We start from the raw sequence: 14,451 nt of genomic DNA, 5'->3' as shown, positions 1-14,451 counted from the left end.
CCATCAATCAGAGCGTTGCAACGACCCTATGACTTTGCCGCGCGAACATTGGCATTAAGTGCCATCTCGGCGAGCGGGTTCGGGGGCCTGCGCGTCGGCCCCAACCTCACCGAAGCTGAGCAGCGTCAAAGCGTCCGACGACGGCGAACCGGCCTTCGCGGAATAGACCCGGAGGAGCTGGTCGGGGTCGTCCGGGAGACTCAGGGTTTCAAAGTTCAGTTCCAGGTCGCCCACCACCGGGTGGTGCAGCCGGACTGTCCCCGCGGAACGAGTGGCTACCCTGTGCCCGGCCCACCACTGACGGAAATGTTCGCTGTGGACGGCGAGTTCGCCCACCAACTGGTTGGTTTGGGGATCGTTGGGGTGCCGGCCCACGTCCATGCGCAGCGCGCCAACGGCCTCGGCTGCAACGGTCTTCCAATCCCTGAACAGCGCCCCGGCCGAGGGATCCAGGATGATCCAGCGTGTCAGGTTCCGCTCGGGCGCAGGCAACGCCGTGAAATCGGTAAAGAGCAAATAAGCCAGCCGGTTTCCGGCCAGGACATCCGCCCGCCGGCCCAAGACCATGGCAGGAACATCTCCGACGGCGTCCAGCAACTGCCGCAACGCCGGCCTCACCTTTTGAACGGGTCCGGGGTTGCCCGCAGAACTGGCGCAGTGTTCCAGCAGGTCCATCATGTGTGCCTGCTCCCCCGCGTCCAGGCGCAGTGCCCGTGCCACGGAATCCAGGACTGCCTTGGAGGGGTGGATGTTGCGGCCCTGTTCAAGGCGCGTGTAGTAGTCGGTGCTCACGCCGGAAAGGCGTGCCACCTCTTCGCGGCGGAGTCCGGGCACGCGCCGGGAGCCGCTGGACTCCTGCGCTCCAGCGTCTTCGGGTGAGAGGCGGGCACGCATGACTTTGAGGAATTTTCCGAACTCGGCGCTTTGACCCATCCGTCTATTCTGCCGTTGCAGGTGTGTGAAAAACCATCATTGTGGGTAGGACTGCCAGACCTAGGAAAAACAGGATCAGGTTGGATTGCTGACTCTGCCGCCAAAACTGCATAGGCTCAGTACAGAGCCTCCGAAAACGCTTTCTGGAAACTAGGAAGACGGAGTGTCACCGCCATAGCCATCCCGTCGAAGGAGACTGTCATGCCAGAGCTGACATTGAATAACGGCGTCACCATCCCCCAGCTCGGATTTGGTGTCTTCCAAGTACCTGCCGACGAAACGCAGAAGGTCGTGGAAGATGCTTTGGAAGCCGGCTACCGTCACATCGACACCGCGGCCGCCTACCGAAACGAAGCCGGTGTTGGCGCCGCCGTCGCAGCCTCGGGAATTCCCCGCGAAGAACTTTTCATCACCACCAAACTCCGCAACGGCGAGCAAGGCGACGCGCATGATGCCTTCCAGCGCAGCCGGGACGCCTTGGGCCTTGAGGTCATCGACCTCTACTTGATCCACTGGCCCGTACCATCGCAGGGCCTCTTCACGCAGGCCTGGAAGGAGATGGAGGAGCTGTACCAGGACAAGCAGATCCGGGCCATCGGCATCTCCAACTTCCTCTCCGACCACGTGGACACGCTTCTCAAGGAGGCAGAGGTGGTGCCTGCCGTGAACCAGATCGAAGTCCACCCGACTTTCCAGCAGGGCGAACTGGCCAGCAAGTGCCGTGATCTGGGAATCGCTGTTGAAGCGTACAGCCCGCTCGGCCAAGGCAAGGACCTGAATGCCGAACAGGTGGCACTCGTTGCAGCTGCCCACGGCACCAGCCCTGCACAGGTGATCCTGGCCTGGCACCTCGCCCAGGGAACCATCGTGATCCCCAAGTCCGCAGACTCCACCCGCATGCGCGAGAACTTCGGGGCAGCCGACCTCAGCCTCACCGATTCCGAACTGGCAGCCATCACGGCACTGGAGGCGGGTGCCCGCATCGGTTCCGATCCCGCCGTCGCCGCCTTCACCCAGCTCTAAGCTCCCGAACAACAGCAAAGGACTCAACAGCCATGCAGTACACGCATCTTGGCCGCTCCGGCCTGAAAGTCTCCCGTCTCTGCCTGGGCACCATGAACTTCGGCCCGCAGACGGACGAGGCAACAGCCCACTCGATCATGGATTCCGCACTGGATTCCGGCATCAACTTCTTTGACACCGCCAACGTTTACGGCGGAGTCGAGCACCGTGGCTGGACCGAGGAAATCATCGGCCGCTGGTTCGCGAAGGGCGGCGAGCGCCGGGAGCGGACCGTTCTGGCCACCAAGCTGTACGGCACCATGACAGACCGTCCAAACGAGTCCAAGTTGTCGGCCCTGAACATCCGCCGCGCCCTGGACGCGAGCCTGAAGCGGCTGCAGACGGACTACATCGATATCTACCAGTTCCACCACATTGACCGCGATACCCCTTGGGACGAGATCTGGCAGGCAATCGAGGTTGCCGTTCAACAGGGCAAGATCCTGTACTCGGGCAGCAGCAACTTTGCCGGCTGGCACATCGCCCAGGCCCAGGAAGCTGCCCGCCGAAGGAACTACACCGGGCTGGTCAGCGAGCAGTCCATCTACAACCTCTTCCGGCGTGAGCTGGAGCTTGAAGTGATTCCGGCGGCCCAGCAGTACGGTCTTGGCTTGATTCCGTGGTCGCCGCTGCAGGGCGGCCTGCTGGGTGGCGTCCTGAAGAAGGAAGAGCAGGGTGTCCGCCGCGCCGAGGGCCGGGCACTTGAGACCCTCAAGAAGCACGAGGACCAGATCCGCCAGTACGAGGATTTCGCGGACGAACTCGGCCACGCGCCCGGTGATGTCGCGTTGGCATGGCTGCTTCACCAGCCTGCCGTGACGGCACCGATCGTCGGTCCGCGCACCCAGGAGCAGTTGGATGCCGCCATCCGTGCACTCGACGTCACGTTGAACGAGGACGCCCTCAAGCGGCTCGACGACATCTTCCCGGGCCACCGTCCTGCTCCCGAGGATTACGCCTGGTGAGCACCCTCATCGAGGGCAGCCTCCTGCCGCAGGCGGACACTGTCTCGCCGCGGAACATCTTGTTCATTGGCGGGACCGGGGTCATCAGTGCGGCGGCGGCTGAACGCGCCGTCGAGCTGGGCCACCGGCTGACCATCCTCACCAGGGGACGGTCGGCCGGGCGGCCGGTTCCGGACGGCGCCGAGGTCCTCCACGCTGACATCCGGGACGCCGAGGCGGTGCGCGGGGTACTGCAAGGAAGGGAGTTCGACGCCGTTGCGGACTTCATCTCCTTCACACCGGACCAAGCGCTGGCCGGCTTGGAAATGTTTCGAGGTCGAACAGGGCAGTACGTCTTCATCAGCTCCGCTTCGGCGTACCAAAAGCCGCCAACAACGCTGCCGATCCGGGAATCGACACCACTGAAGAATCCGTTCTGGCAGTACTCGCGGGACAAGATCGCCTGCGAGGAACTCCTGTTCGAGGCGTACCGGGAGGAGGACTTTCCGGTGACTGTGGTGCGGCCGTCCCATACGTATGACCGCACCAAGATCGCGATGGTGGGCGGTTGGACCGACATTCACCGTATGCGCGCCGGAATGCCCGTCCTGGTTCACGGAGATGGAACCTCGCTGTGGACACTGACCCACAGCAGGGATTTCGCCAAGGCGTTTGTCGGGCTCCTGGGCAGGCCGCAAGCCGTGGGCGAGAGCTACACGATCACCTCCGACGAGTTCCTCCCGTGGAACCAGATTTACCGCTTGTTTGCGCGTGCGGCCGGTGTACCTGAACCCGAGCTGTTTCACGTTTCCTCCGAGACCATAGCTGCCCACAGCCCGGAACTGGGCCCCAACCTGCTGGGCGACCGCTCCCACTCCGTGGTGTTCGACAACGCCAAGATCAAAGCGCTGGTACCTGATTACCGGGCCAGCATCCCGTTCGCGGACGGTGCCCGGGAGATCATGGCGTGGCATGATCAGCATCCTGAGCTGCAAGTGGTGAAGGAAGACTTTATGGAGCTCAGCGACCGGCTTTATGAAAGGAACCTACGCCCATGACACGCGCCCCACTCATCGAACTGAACGACGGCAACCACATCCCCCAGCTCGGGTTGGGCACGTGGCCCCTCAACGATGCCCAGGTTGCCGAAGCCGTGGTGGAGGCGGTATCCCACGGTTACCGGCACATCGATACTGCGGTGAAGTACGGCAACGAGAAGGGTGTGGGCAACGGCATCCGCGACTGCGGGGTGGATCGCGCGGAACTCTTCATCACCACCAAATTGGACGGCGGGTTCCAGGGTTCGGGAAAGGCTGTCGCCGGGCTGGACGGCTCATTGGAACGTCTGGGGCTGGACTACGTTGACCTGCTCCTGATCCATTGGCCGCTCCCCCGCCGCGACGAGTTTGTGTCCACATGGAAGACCTTCGAGGAACTTCAGGCTTCGGGCAAGGCGCGCTCCATCGGCGTCTCCAACTTCAAACCGGCGCACCTTGACCGGTTGTTCCGGGAAACAGACGTCATTCCGGCCGTCAACCAGGTCCAGGTCAGCCCTTCCATCCCCCGGTCGGTCGCCCGGGCCTTCAACGAGCAGCACGGCATCGTCACGGAGTCCTACAGCCCTCTGGGTGCCAGCAGCGATCTCCTGAATGCTCCAGTTCTGGCTGGTATCGGCGAAAAGTACGGAAAGACGCCTGGCCAGGTGGTTCTTCGCTGGCACGTCCAACAAGGACTCGTCGCGATTCCCAAGACCGCCAACCCGCAACGGATGAAGGAGAACCTGGACGTCTTCGACTTCGAGCTGGACCAGGACGACCTCGTCAAGCTGCAAACCCTCGACGCCGGCCCGGACGCAGGCGTCGACTCCGACGTCCAGGGGCACTGAGCATGGAAACCCTGATCTGGGTCGGCTCCTACACGGACGACAGAAACGGCCACGGAAAGGGAATCGCTGCGCTCTCGGCTGATGAGGACGGCAAGCTGACGTCCGCTGGCTTGGCCGTTGCAGCGAACTCCCCGTCGTTCCTCGCCCTGCACCCCACGCTCCCGGTGGTCTACGCCGTCGCCGAAGAAGGCAGGACAGTGCGCGCCTATCTGCGGAAAGGCGACGCCGAACTGGAGGCGTTCGGCGAACCCTGGCCGGCAGGGGACGCCACCTGCCACGTTTCGGTGGATCCCCAAGCCCGCTTTGTCGTGGCCACGTGCTGGGGCGATGGCCAGGTCATCCTCTACGAACTGGACGACGACGGCGCCATTGCCTCGCGCACAAGCGCGGCAGCCGCCGTCGATCCCCACTTCACTGCTCCCACCGACCACGAGCGGCCCAGCCGGGCCCATTCGAGCCTGGTGCTTCCCGACGGAAGGGTCATGACAACCGACCTGGGGCATGACTTGGTTCGCTTGTGGAAGTACGTGCCGGGCGAGGGCCTGCAGCCTGACCATCAGGTGGTGCTGCCCAAGGGCTCGGGACCGCGGCACTTGGCGCGCCACCGCAGCGGAACGGTGTTCGTGGACACGGAATACTCTGTGGAGGTGGCAGCGGTTCGGATGGAGCCGGACGGCACCTACGAACTCACTGCAATGGTTCCGGCCAGCATCAACAAGCCGTTCGACGGCGACTCAGCGGCGGAGATCGCGCTGTCGCCGGACGGTCGCTTCGCCTACGTGGGCGTCCGGGGCTCCAACCGGATCTGCGTGCTGAAGGTGACCCACGACGGGAAGGAACTTGAGCCCCTCGCCGACGTCCCTTGCGGCGGCGACTGGCCACGCCACCACCTCGTCCGCGAAGACTGGCTGTACATCGCGCATGAGCGGTCCAACGACGTCGTGAGCTTTAAACTCGACCCCGCAACCGGGCTGCCGGACGGACCCTTCAGCCGGGTGGAGACGGGCTCACCCAGCGTGCTGGTTCCCGCCGGTTAAATGCCGCCGAGACGGCATTTAAGTGACAATCATCCGCTCAGACATTGTCATTATTTGCCGTCCCGGCGAGTCTTTTTAGACGGACCAGACCTGGACGTCGTCCGTGCCACAGATCAACTTGCGGCCCGTGGGTTCCAGGACAACCCACAGCAGTTCCTGGTGCTTGGAAACGTCGTCAACGCGGCCGGTGCCGGCACCCCACGCGACGTCGTAGATCCACACAGGATCCCCGGAGCTGAGCTCGGACCACTCCGCGGCCGGGACGTGCCGGTAGTCGGCGGGCCGGTTCAGGATGGAGCTGGTCACGCTGACACTTCAGCGGCAGTGCGGCGCCGCCAGACAGTTGCCACTCCGTTGTGGGCAGGAAGCACGTGGCCTTCCGGGAACACCTGGACAGCGTCCGGATCGGAGTCCGGGCTCCACAGGCCCGACGCCGGGCAGTGGGACCCGGTTGGCATGGTGCGGGTGGCTCGTTCGCGCAGGAGGGCGATGCTCTTCATCGTTGAAACTCATCCTTGGGGATAGATCGGGGCACTGCGTGGTGTGAAGCAGATCTCTTCAACCCTATGCAAGTGACAACGGCTTTGTTATGGACGGATGCATAACATTTTCGCGCAGCGCCATGCATCAGCACAGTGGCATTTCCCCGCTAACCCAAGTAGGTGACAGCAAACGTCGCTCTGAACCGTCAGTGCGCCGTTTACTGTCACCTATGTGGACTACTTGTAGCTGAGGCTCAGGAGCAAGCTCTTCAGTTGGGCGTACTGCGTGGTGCCCATCCAGGACTTGGCGGCTGCAGGGGTAGCGAAGGCTGGGTTCTTGGTGGCATCAAACTGAACGTAGGCGCTCATGATGCCGTTGGGAACCCGGACCTGGTTGGTCCCGGAGGAGCTGAGACCGGCCTTGAGTTCCGACGAGAGCCGCGCATCCATGATGTACGTCGGAGGACCGTCGACCGGTCCCGTTTGTGGTGAGGGCATTCCCTCGTAAGGGGGACCTTCGTACGGAACGTACTGCGACTGGTACGAGGAGAAACCGAACTCCACCAGCTCACCTGAGGTGGCGCGAACACCGGGAACCACTGCCCTGTCGAGGATGGTTCGGTCCACCAACCCCCCGGTACCATCGCCATAATTGCCGTTGAATATCACGGCGACCTCAGTGCCAGAGCTGTCCAAGACCTTGGCGATGGTGGACGCAGCCTTGTCCGCCTCCGTCGCGTATGGCCCCGGTTCCGTTTTGACGCTCCAACCGACCGGGTACGTGAAGGAAAGGTGGCCGTCCGGGAAGGTGAATGTCTGACTCGTCGGCACCTGAACCGGTGGTACCACGGGTGCGGTGGTGGCCGCCGCGGGCATGGTGGGAGTCGGCGCCTGGGTGGGGGCGGTCGTCGGAGTCGCCTCCGGAGTGGCCGACGGCGTCGCGGTCGGCGTCGGTGTGAGGGACACGCTGGGTGACGGGTTCGCTTCTGTCGGCGTGACAGAGACTGCCGGCGCTGGAGCAGTCGTCAGCGGCCCGAAGTTGGCCGCCACGAGGACGCCTGCAGTCACGGCCGCAGCACCGAGCAGCAGCCCACCAGCGATCCGGGCTTTACGGCGCCTTCGGTCCTCCAGGGACACCACGGCCGCCGCCGGATTGTTGTCACTGAAGACCCGCGGCCCAGTGAGCATGCGGGCCAGGGCTTCTTCGGCGTTGAGCTCAGCAGGCTCGTTCGCCAGTGGGTCGGTCGAGGCAACCAGGTTCTTGATCGGATCCATTTTCTTCAGACCCCCAACTTCTCTGTAGTCGTTTCTATGCCCGCCGGCAGTTGCTTCCGGAAAGCTGCACGGGCGCGGTGCAGACGGACTTTTGCGGCGGATTCACTGCACTGCAGGACACTTGCCATCTCGGCCGTGCCCAGGCCATCCCAATAGGCCAGTTGCAGGATGTCCCGGTCCTGGACACGCAGGCGGGCCATCGCATCCTGTACCGCGACGTTCTCGGAGTCATCGCCGTAACGCTCCACCGCCGTCGTCCGCAGTTTTTCCTGCAGGGCCTGCTGCCGGTCGCGGCTACGGTAGGCGTTGCCCACCAGGTTGCGGGCAACGGTCAGTAAGTAGGCGAGATCCGGGCGGACATCGTCGGACCACTTTTGCCAGATGACGCGGAAAACGTCGGCGGCGATCTCTTCAGCCATCTCCGCCGATTCCACGCGTCGGCGCACGAACCTGAAAACGGATGGATAGCTGTCTTTGTGAATGGCGATAAACGCCAATTCGCGCTCGGAAAGCACGATTTCCCCCTGAAAATGTTGAGCCCTGAACTGCAGGATACTTGTATAGTTTCCGGCTCAAGACCATCGGTTACAGGGTGCGGGAAATTCTCTTTGCGATAGCCCACGGCCGATGGACCGCGGCGTGGACACTACCGAGCTGTTCAACGCGGTGGCAGCTTCCTAGGCTCCGGCCCGCGCATGCCGGCCGCGCATCGCGGACACGGCCCACACCAGCACGAACAGGCCCACCAGGATCAGCCCGGCATCGCCAAGGTCGATGCCGGCGAGCCACGTAGTCAGCGGATCGCCCAGTTCAAAGGCCGAGTTGAGGAACCCACCCAGCGTGATCACCGCGATGAACAGCGCCGAGACGGCTGAGATGCCAGTGATCACGGCGTTGAAACCAAGCTTGCGTTGCGGGTTGTGGATGGCGGATTTGTACATCTTCATCATCGCCACGCCGTTGATCGAATCGCACAGGGTCATGGCCGCTGTGAAAGCGAGAGGCAGGGCCATCAAGGCGAGCGGCGAAACTCCGGCGAGTGACGCCGTCGTCGTGATGACCAGCAGCCCAATGGTGGTGGCCGTGTCGAAGCCAAGCCCGAACAGGAAGCCGATCACGTAGATATTCCGCGGGCGCTCCACCTTGGACAGCGGCTTGGCGAGAAGCCTGGCAACAAAGCCCTTGGCCTCAAGGTCCTCGGGACGGACCCCACCGCCGGCCTGCACCCTGCGGTAGACCTGGCTGGCACGAACGAAGGCGGAGCCGTTGAACAGTCCCATCGCCAACAGGAACAGCCCGGAAACCCCACTGCCGATCAGGCCCAGCACCTTGTTTCCGGTGGTCCCGTCCTCCATGAACTGCCCGATCAACGTGGCACCCGCCACCACCAGCAATCCCGCCAGGATCACCACCGAGCTGTGGCCCAGGCTGAACGCGAATCCCACGCTCACGGGGTCCTTGCGCTGCGCCACGAATTTGCGGGTCGAATTGTCGATCGCGGCGATGTGGTCCCAGTCGTAACTGTGCTTGATGCCGGCCACATACGCGGTGACCACCAGCCCCAGCGCCAACGGCTGCGCGGCACCTGCCGTACCAGCAATCAAGAGCACGACGGCGGCAACGTGCAAAGCGGCGACGGCACCAAACGTGAACAACAGCCGGGTCCGCAGGGACAGCGTCTCCCGCTCCCGATACATGGTGGCGAACTCGGTCAGCGCAGTCATTAATACTTCCTCAGGTTCAAGGGTCCCTGCCCGTACCAACGTTCCCGCAGAACGCCGGTGCAAGTACCCAGCAGTTTGTTGAGTTCCTCAGTGCTGTTCGACAACGATCGCAGCACAAGCCCGGCAGTCCCGGCAATAGCCGCCGTCAAGGAAACGCCAGTGTAGGCGTCAAAATCCCGGGCTATTTGGTCCAGCTCATCGGCGAGCGCCTGATCCGCCCGCGGATCCACCACCACCAACGACCCCAGATGGCTGTAGCCTTCCATGAACCCCATCCCCGTCACGTCGTTGACAGGTGGGCGAATCAGGAGGTTATCGAGCGCCAACAGTTTCGCGCCGCTGTCACCCTCTATCCAGATCTCATTCCGCAGCCGCACCTCTTCGTATTTGAAGGATGCACCGTCCGGCGACCAGCCAGGCGTGACGACCTCGGCCATGACAAGGCTCGACGTCGGGTGCAGGCTGAGGCGCGAATTCTGCCGATAGCTGGCCTCCCGGTAGGCAATCAATTGGTCAGGCATCAGCTCCAACCGCGAGCCCTCCCCCAGCCGCACACTCATTCGCTGCTCAGCAAACGACCCCGGAGTCCTGTACACCTTGGTGGCCGACTGCGTGGTCAACAACAGATCCGCCCCCGCCTCAACCTCCACATCGATAAGGAACAGATCGGCCCCCAAATACGCCCCGCCGGGGTTGACCATGACATAACAAACCTGCCCGGACTCATCCAGGTAATGAGGCCTCAGCACCCGCAACGCACCCTCATGGAACTGCCGCACAGCAACGGACCGCCCGCCCCGCACACTGACACCAAGCTCCAACCGCCCCCGCACCTCCCGCCCCGACAAAGCCAACGCGGAGCCGGGCCCCACGTTTTCCCGAGTGACCGAACCGACGACAGGAACCTGCACCGGCGTATTCATAGGCTGTGGCCTTCAGGTGACTCGACCGCAGAGGCGGCGGAGCCGGGGATAAGGGGCCGCGGCGTGGCGGGCATCGCGAAGCGGGCACGGCCCCTTATCCCCGGCGTAGCCGCCAGACCCGGCACCGCCGTAGCCGCGTTGATCACTGCGCCAAGTCGAGCATCAGGACGTCCCGCCGGATCCAGTTGAGGACTGCGTCCAACCCTTCGTCCGTTTTGAGGTTCGTGAAGCAGAACGGTTTATTGCCGCGGAACTCCTTGGAGTCCCGCTCCATGATGGCCAGGTCAGCTCCGACGTGGGGCGCCAGGTCCGTTTTGTTGATGATGAAGAGGTCGGATTTGATCATCCCCTGGCCGGCTTTGCGGGGGATCTTCTCACCTTGGGCGACGTCGATGATGTAGATGGAGAAGTCCACCAGTTCGGGGCTGAAGGTGGCGGAGAGGTTGTCGCCGCCGGATTCGACGAAGATGACGTGGAGGTCGGGGTGCCGCGTCTTGAGTTCTTCGATGGCCGCAGTGTTCATGGACGTGTCTTCGCGGATGGCGGTGTGGGGGCAGCCGCCGGTTTCAACGCCGATGATCCGGTCTTCAGGGAGGATGCCGTTGGCGGCCAGGATTTTGGCGTCTTCGATGGTGTAGATGTCGTTGGTGATGGCGGCCATGGAGATGTCGCCGCTCATGTGCCGGGTGATACGTTCCACGAGCTGGGTTTTGCCGGCTCCGACAGGTCCGCCGACGCCGATCTTGATGGGTTCTGACATGTTTTCTGTCCTTTGCACTAGCTAACTCATGAACATGCGGGCGCGTTGCCGTTCGTGCCGCATTTGTGAAATTTCAAGTCCGGGGCTGACGGCCCCAAAGTCGTCCCAGCACAGCTGTGCTACATCGTCGACGGCGGCAGCAACGGCGTCGTGCGCGTGGCGAAGTACCCGCTGCCCGGCGTTCTGCCCCAACGGAATGGCGCGCACGGCGTTCTGGGTCAGCGAAGTAACGGTGGCAAACAAATACGCAGAGAGCGCCGCTTCAAAGGGAACACCCAATGACCGCGCGATCACCCCAAACGCCAACGGCTGATGCCCCGATGCGCCACCCCCACGAACCAACTCCCGGTAGTCGGCCAGCTCCCCCGACGGAAAAACCTCCCCGCCGATCTCCAACAACCGCCCACCCATTTTGAGCGAAGCCTCCCGAACCTCCCGGGCCAACAACTGCGCCGAAAGAACGGAATCCAACAGCCCAACCCCAACCCCCTCATACAGGAACCGCAAAGCCAACCCATCCGAATAGGTCAACTGCTGCCCCACAAAAGAGGAAAGCCAAACCCCAAACGACCCCTCATCATGAACCAACTCACGATGTATGTAACTCTCAAACCCCAAAGAATGAGCAAACGCCCCCGTAGGCAAAGCGGAGTCGGTCAACTGTTGAAGAGCCAGCTGATATGAGGTCATGCTGCCTCGCTAGTGGGCTCAACCGCGACGTTGCCGCGGCGAACCTCGGCGGAGGCGGGTGATAGGGGCCGCGGCGTGGTGGGCACCGCGAAGCGGGCACGGCCCCTATCACCCGCCGCAGGCTTGCCAACCCCAAAAGCCAGCACCGGAATTTGCCTAGTGCGAATGCTCAGCATGGCGGAACGGCACCGGCATGACCCGCTCTTGCCTGTCGTAGGGGACGCCGACGCTCTTCAGATAGTCCTCCACGGTGTGGTCATACTGGCAAACCATCACTTCGGCTCCGTACTCAGAGTCAGTATCAAAGAACTGCGCCTGCAGGTGGCGGTTGCCGAGCGAGTGGGCCACGACGCCCATTTCGTGGATGCTTCGCGGCCCTATGACCAGGACGTCCGTGGGCAGTACGGAGATGACGATGAGGTTGTTGTCACCGACGGCGAGGATGTCGCCGTCGCGGAGGTCGCCGGTGCCGGTGGGCAGGCGGATGCCGAGTTCTTTGCCGTGGTCGGTGGTGACGCGTTGGATGCGTTTGACCAGCAGGGCGCTGGGGAGGACCACTTTTTCTTTGTGGTGGCCGGCGTAGTCGTTGGGCTGTTCGTGGAGGTTGCCTAGGATTTTTTCGATGATCATGAAGGCTCCTAGAAGAGGAAGTAGCGCTGCGCCATGGGCAGCACGTCGGAGGGCTGGGAGGTGACTTCGACGCCGTCGACTGTCACTTTGTACGTTTCCGGGTCGACGGCGATGTCCGGGGTTTCGCCGTTGTATTTGAGGTCCGCTTTGGTGAGGTTGCGGATGCCGGAGACGGGTTTGATGATGCGTTCGAGGCCTAGCTCTGCGGGCACTCCGGCGTCGATGGCTGCCTTGGAGAGGAAGGTGATGGACGTCTGCTGAAGTGCCTTGCCGTACGTGGCGAACATGGGCCGCATGGTGCGCGGCTGTGGTGTGGGGATGGAGGCGTTGGCATCGCCCATGAGTGCGTAGGCGATCTGGCCGCCTTTGATGACGAGCTCGGGTTTCACTCCGAAGAACGCGGGATCCCAGAGGACGAGGTCAGCGAATTTGCCCTCTTCCACGGAGCCGATGACGTCTGCCATGCCCTGCGCGATGGCTGCGTTGATGGTGTATTTGGCCACGTAGCGCTTGAGGCGGAAGTTGTCGGATTCGGCGGAACCATGGGTAGTGCCGGATGGATCCTTCAGCACGCCTCGTTGCCGTTTCATGGCGTCGGCTACCTGCCAGGTCCGGGTCACTACTTCACCCACGCGGCCCATGGCTTGGGAGTCGGAGGACGTGATGGCGAAGATTCCGAGGTCGTGCAGGACGTCTTCCGCGGCGATGGTTTCGGCTCGGATGCGGGAGTCGGCGAAGGCCACGTCTTCCGGGATGTCGGGGTTGAGGTGGTGGCAGACCATGAGCATGTCCAGATGCTCTTCGATGGTGTTTTTGGTGTAGGGCAGCGTGGGGTTGGTGGAGGCCGGGAGCACGTTGGGCAGGCCGGCGATTTTGATGATGTCCGGGGCGTGTCCGCCTCCGGCGCCTTCGGTATGGAAGGTGTGGATGACCCGGCCATCGATGGCACGGATGGTGTCTTCCACGAACCCGCATTCATTGAGGGTGTCGGTGTGGATGGCAACTTGGACGTCGTATTCGTCGGCTACCCGCAGGGACATGTCGATGGAGGACGTGGTGGAGCCCCAGTCTTCATGCACTTTCAGTCCGACGGCGCCTGCGCGGATCTGCTCGGCGAGGGGCTCGACGGCGGACGCGTGGCCCTTCCCGAACAGGCCGATGTTGACGGGGAGTCCTTCGGCGGCCTGGAGCATCCGGGAGATGTGCCAGGCGCCCGGCGTGATGGTGGTGGCTTTGGTTCCTTCGGCCGGACCGGTGCCCCCGCCCACCATCGTGGTGATGCCGTTGCACAGGGCGGCCGGGACCTGTTCCGGGGAGATGAAGTGGATGTGGGTATCGATGCCGCCGGCGGTGAGGATCTTCCGTTCGCCGGCAATAATCTCCGTGCTGGCGCCGATCACGATGTTCACGCCGTCGGCAATCTGGGGGTTGCCGGCCTTGCCGATCTTAAAAATGTGACCGTCTTTGAGGGCAACGTCTGCTTTGTAGATTCCGCTGTAGTCCAGGACGATCACGTTGGTGATGACGGTGTCCGGGATGTCCTCTGCGCGGGTCAGTTGGCCGTTCTGGCCCATGCCGTCCCGGATGACCTTGCCGCCGCCGAACACTACTTCTTCGCCATGGACCGTGTGGTCCTTCTCGATCTCAAGGAAGAGCTCAGTATCGGCCAAGCGGATGGCATCACCCGTCGTCGGGCCGTACAGCTCGGCGTATTGCTTGCGGGAAATCTCGAAACTCACTGGTGGTCCCTTTCCGCTGCGACGCCCGGGCGCAGTTCCCCGGTAACGCCAGTTCCGCCGTCGAGCCTTCCGTTAACTGCGTTGCTGAGGCCGAAAACCTCACGTGTTCCCGCCAAGGCAATGAGCTGGACGGTTTTCCGGTCACCGGGTTCGAAGCGCGCGGCCGTGCCCGCCGGGATATCCAGTCGGCGGCCGTGAGCTGCTTCGCGGTCGAATTCCAGGGCGCGGTTCGCCTCGGCGAAGTGGTAGTGCGAACCTATCTGCACGGGACGGTCTCCGCGGTTCACCACCTCGACGGCGATCGCCTCACGGCCGCTGTTGCACGCGATGGATCCGGGTTGGAGCCTGTATTCGCCGGGGATCATGG

General features: G+C 63.1%; 17 protein-coding genes. 5 read left to right on the top strand and 12 right to left on the bottom strand.

Going from position 1 to position 14,451, the window contains the following annotated elements; translation table 11 throughout:
- Positions 1–54: 54 nt before the first annotated feature.
- Entirely contained in the window at positions 55–933 is an 879-nt protein-coding gene (locus J3D46_RS05765; RefSeq protein ID WP_253465666.1) for a helix-turn-helix transcriptional regulator, read from the bottom strand.
- A 201-nt stretch (positions 934–1,134) separates the two neighbouring features.
- Here J3D46_RS05765 and J3D46_RS05760 point away from each other — a divergent pair, with 201 nt between their 5' ends.
- The 5 genes from J3D46_RS05760 to J3D46_RS05740 are packed head-to-tail and all read left to right on the top strand — an operon-like array spanning position 1,135 to position 5,861.
- Positions 1,135–1,956: an aldo/keto reductase gene (locus tag J3D46_RS05760; RefSeq protein ID WP_253465663.1), complete on the top strand. Its 822-nt coding sequence runs from the start codon at positions 1,135–1,137 to the stop codon at positions 1,954–1,956.
- A 32-nt stretch (positions 1,957–1,988) separates the two neighbouring features.
- A complete protein-coding gene (locus J3D46_RS05755) occupies positions 1,989–2,960 on the top strand; it encodes an aldo/keto reductase (protein WP_253465660.1) in 972 nt (323 codons plus the stop codon).
- A complete protein-coding gene (locus tag J3D46_RS05750) occupies positions 2,957–3,997 on the top strand; it encodes an SDR family oxidoreductase (protein WP_253465658.1) in 1,041 nt (346 codons plus the stop codon). Before J3D46_RS05755 ends, J3D46_RS05750 begins: the two co-directional genes overlap by 4 nt.
- A complete protein-coding gene (locus J3D46_RS05745) occupies positions 3,994–4,824 on the top strand; it encodes an aldo/keto reductase (RefSeq protein ID WP_253465656.1) in 831 nt (276 codons plus the stop codon). The genes J3D46_RS05750 and J3D46_RS05745 overlap by 4 nt, the downstream gene beginning before the upstream one ends.
- A gap of 2 nt (positions 4,825–4,826) precedes the next feature.
- Complete coding sequence (locus tag J3D46_RS05740) at positions 4,827–5,861, top strand: beta-propeller fold lactonase family protein (protein WP_253465652.1); 1,035 nt, start codon at positions 4,827–4,829, stop codon at positions 5,859–5,861.
- A gap of 75 nt (positions 5,862–5,936) precedes the next feature.
- Here J3D46_RS05740 and J3D46_RS05735 read toward each other — a convergent pair whose 3' ends face one another.
- The 11 genes from J3D46_RS05735 to J3D46_RS05685 all read right to left on the bottom strand — a co-directional run bounded on the left by J3D46_RS05735 (position 5,937) and on the right by J3D46_RS05685 (position 14,449).
- Entirely contained in the window at positions 5,937–6,167 is a 231-nt protein-coding gene (locus J3D46_RS05735; RefSeq protein ID WP_159704347.1) for a hypothetical protein, read from the bottom strand.
- Entirely contained in the window at positions 6,164–6,361 is a 198-nt protein-coding gene (locus J3D46_RS05730; protein ID WP_207595847.1) for a hypothetical protein, read from the bottom strand. Before J3D46_RS05730 ends, J3D46_RS05735 begins: the two co-directional genes overlap by 4 nt.
- A gap of 219 nt (positions 6,362–6,580) precedes the next feature.
- Positions 6,581–7,618, bottom strand: a complete 1,038-nt coding sequence (locus J3D46_RS05725; protein ID WP_253465649.1) for a hypothetical protein — start codon at positions 7,616–7,618, stop codon at positions 6,581–6,583.
- A gap of 5 nt (positions 7,619–7,623) precedes the next feature.
- The gene (locus tag J3D46_RS05720) at positions 7,624–8,133 is read right to left on the bottom strand and encodes an RNA polymerase sigma factor (protein WP_231339642.1); all 510 of its coding nucleotides are present in this window, start codon (positions 8,131–8,133) and stop codon (positions 7,624–7,626) included.
- A gap of 162 nt (positions 8,134–8,295) precedes the next feature.
- The gene (locus tag J3D46_RS05715) at positions 8,296–9,342 is read right to left on the bottom strand and encodes a HoxN/HupN/NixA family nickel/cobalt transporter (protein ID WP_253465646.1); all 1,047 of its coding nucleotides are present in this window, start codon (positions 9,340–9,342) and stop codon (positions 8,296–8,298) included.
- Positions 9,342–10,265 (bottom strand): urease accessory protein UreD, encoded by a 924-nt coding sequence (locus J3D46_RS05710; RefSeq protein ID WP_253465643.1) that lies wholly within the window; start codon positions 10,263–10,265, stop codon positions 9,342–9,344. The genes J3D46_RS05715 and J3D46_RS05710 overlap by 1 nt, the downstream gene beginning before the upstream one ends.
- Before the next feature lie 142 nt (positions 10,266–10,407).
- Positions 10,408–11,025: an urease accessory protein UreG gene (ureG, locus tag J3D46_RS05705; RefSeq protein WP_253465640.1), complete on the bottom strand. Its 618-nt coding sequence runs from the start codon at positions 11,023–11,025 to the stop codon at positions 10,408–10,410.
- A gap of 21 nt (positions 11,026–11,046) precedes the next feature.
- Positions 11,047–11,715: an urease accessory protein UreF gene (locus J3D46_RS05700; RefSeq protein ID WP_253465637.1), complete on the bottom strand. Its 669-nt coding sequence runs from the start codon at positions 11,713–11,715 to the stop codon at positions 11,047–11,049.
- Positions 11,716–11,871: 156 nt separating this feature from the next.
- The gene (gene ureE, locus J3D46_RS05695) at positions 11,872–12,345 is read right to left on the bottom strand and encodes an urease accessory protein UreE (RefSeq protein WP_253465634.1); all 474 of its coding nucleotides are present in this window, start codon (positions 12,343–12,345) and stop codon (positions 11,872–11,874) included.
- Between the two features lie 8 nt (positions 12,346–12,353).
- On the bottom strand, positions 12,354–14,084 hold the full coding sequence (gene ureC / locus J3D46_RS05690; protein ID WP_253465631.1) for an urease subunit alpha: 1,731 nt from the start codon (positions 14,082–14,084) through the stop codon (positions 12,354–12,356).
- Positions 14,081–14,449 (bottom strand): urease subunit beta, encoded by a 369-nt coding sequence (locus tag J3D46_RS05685; protein ID WP_231339649.1) that lies wholly within the window; start codon positions 14,447–14,449, stop codon positions 14,081–14,083. The genes ureC and J3D46_RS05685 overlap by 4 nt, the downstream gene beginning before the upstream one ends.
- Between the last annotated feature and the right edge of the window lie 2 nt (positions 14,450–14,451).

Source organism: Paenarthrobacter sp. A20, assembly GCF_024168825.1.
Classification (GTDB): Bacteria; Actinomycetota; Actinomycetes; order Actinomycetales; family Micrococcaceae; genus Arthrobacter.
Note: the sequence above shows the minus strand (reverse complement) of the source record. Positions and strands in the feature narration are given on the sequence as shown.

Bases quoted from the DNA above. Each gene is read 5' to 3' on its own strand.
- J3D46_RS05730 (WP_207595847.1), bottom strand. From the start codon at position 6,361: ATGAAGAGCATCGCCCTCCTGCGCGAACGAGCCACCCGCACCATGCCA.
- ureG (WP_253465640.1), bottom strand. From the start codon at position 11,025: ATGTCAGAACCCATCAAGATCGGCGTCGGCGGACCTGTCGGAGCCGGC.
- J3D46_RS05725 (WP_253465649.1), bottom strand. From the start codon at position 7,618: ATGGATCCGATCAAGAACCTGGTTGCCTCGACCGACCCACTGGCGAAC.
- J3D46_RS05700 (WP_253465637.1), bottom strand. From the start codon at position 11,715: ATGACCTCATATCAGCTGGCTCTTCAACAGTTGACCGACTCCGCTTTG.
- J3D46_RS05755 (WP_253465660.1), top strand. From the start codon at position 1,989: ATGCAGTACACGCATCTTGGCCGCTCCGGCCTGAAAGTCTCCCGTCTC.
- J3D46_RS05685 (WP_231339649.1), bottom strand. From the start codon at position 14,449: ATGATCCCCGGCGAATACAGGCTCCAACCCGGATCCATCGCGTGCAAC.
- ureE (WP_253465634.1), bottom strand. From the start codon at position 12,345: ATGATCATCGAAAAAATCCTAGGCAACCTCCACGAACAGCCCAACGAC.
- J3D46_RS05740 (WP_253465652.1), top strand. From the start codon at position 4,827: ATGGAAACCCTGATCTGGGTCGGCTCCTACACGGACGACAGAAACGGC.
- J3D46_RS05745 (WP_253465656.1), top strand. From the start codon at position 3,994: ATGACACGCGCCCCACTCATCGAACTGAACGACGGCAACCACATCCCC.
- J3D46_RS05765 (WP_253465666.1), bottom strand. From the start codon at position 933: ATGGGTCAAAGCGCCGAGTTCGGAAAATTCCTCAAAGTCATGCGTGCC.
- J3D46_RS05715 (WP_253465646.1), bottom strand. From the start codon at position 9,342: ATGACTGCGCTGACCGAGTTCGCCACCATGTATCGGGAGCGGGAGACG.
- J3D46_RS05760 (WP_253465663.1), top strand. From the start codon at position 1,135: ATGCCAGAGCTGACATTGAATAACGGCGTCACCATCCCCCAGCTCGGA.
- J3D46_RS05710 (WP_253465643.1), bottom strand. From the start codon at position 10,265: ATGAATACGCCGGTGCAGGTTCCTGTCGTCGGTTCGGTCACTCGGGAA.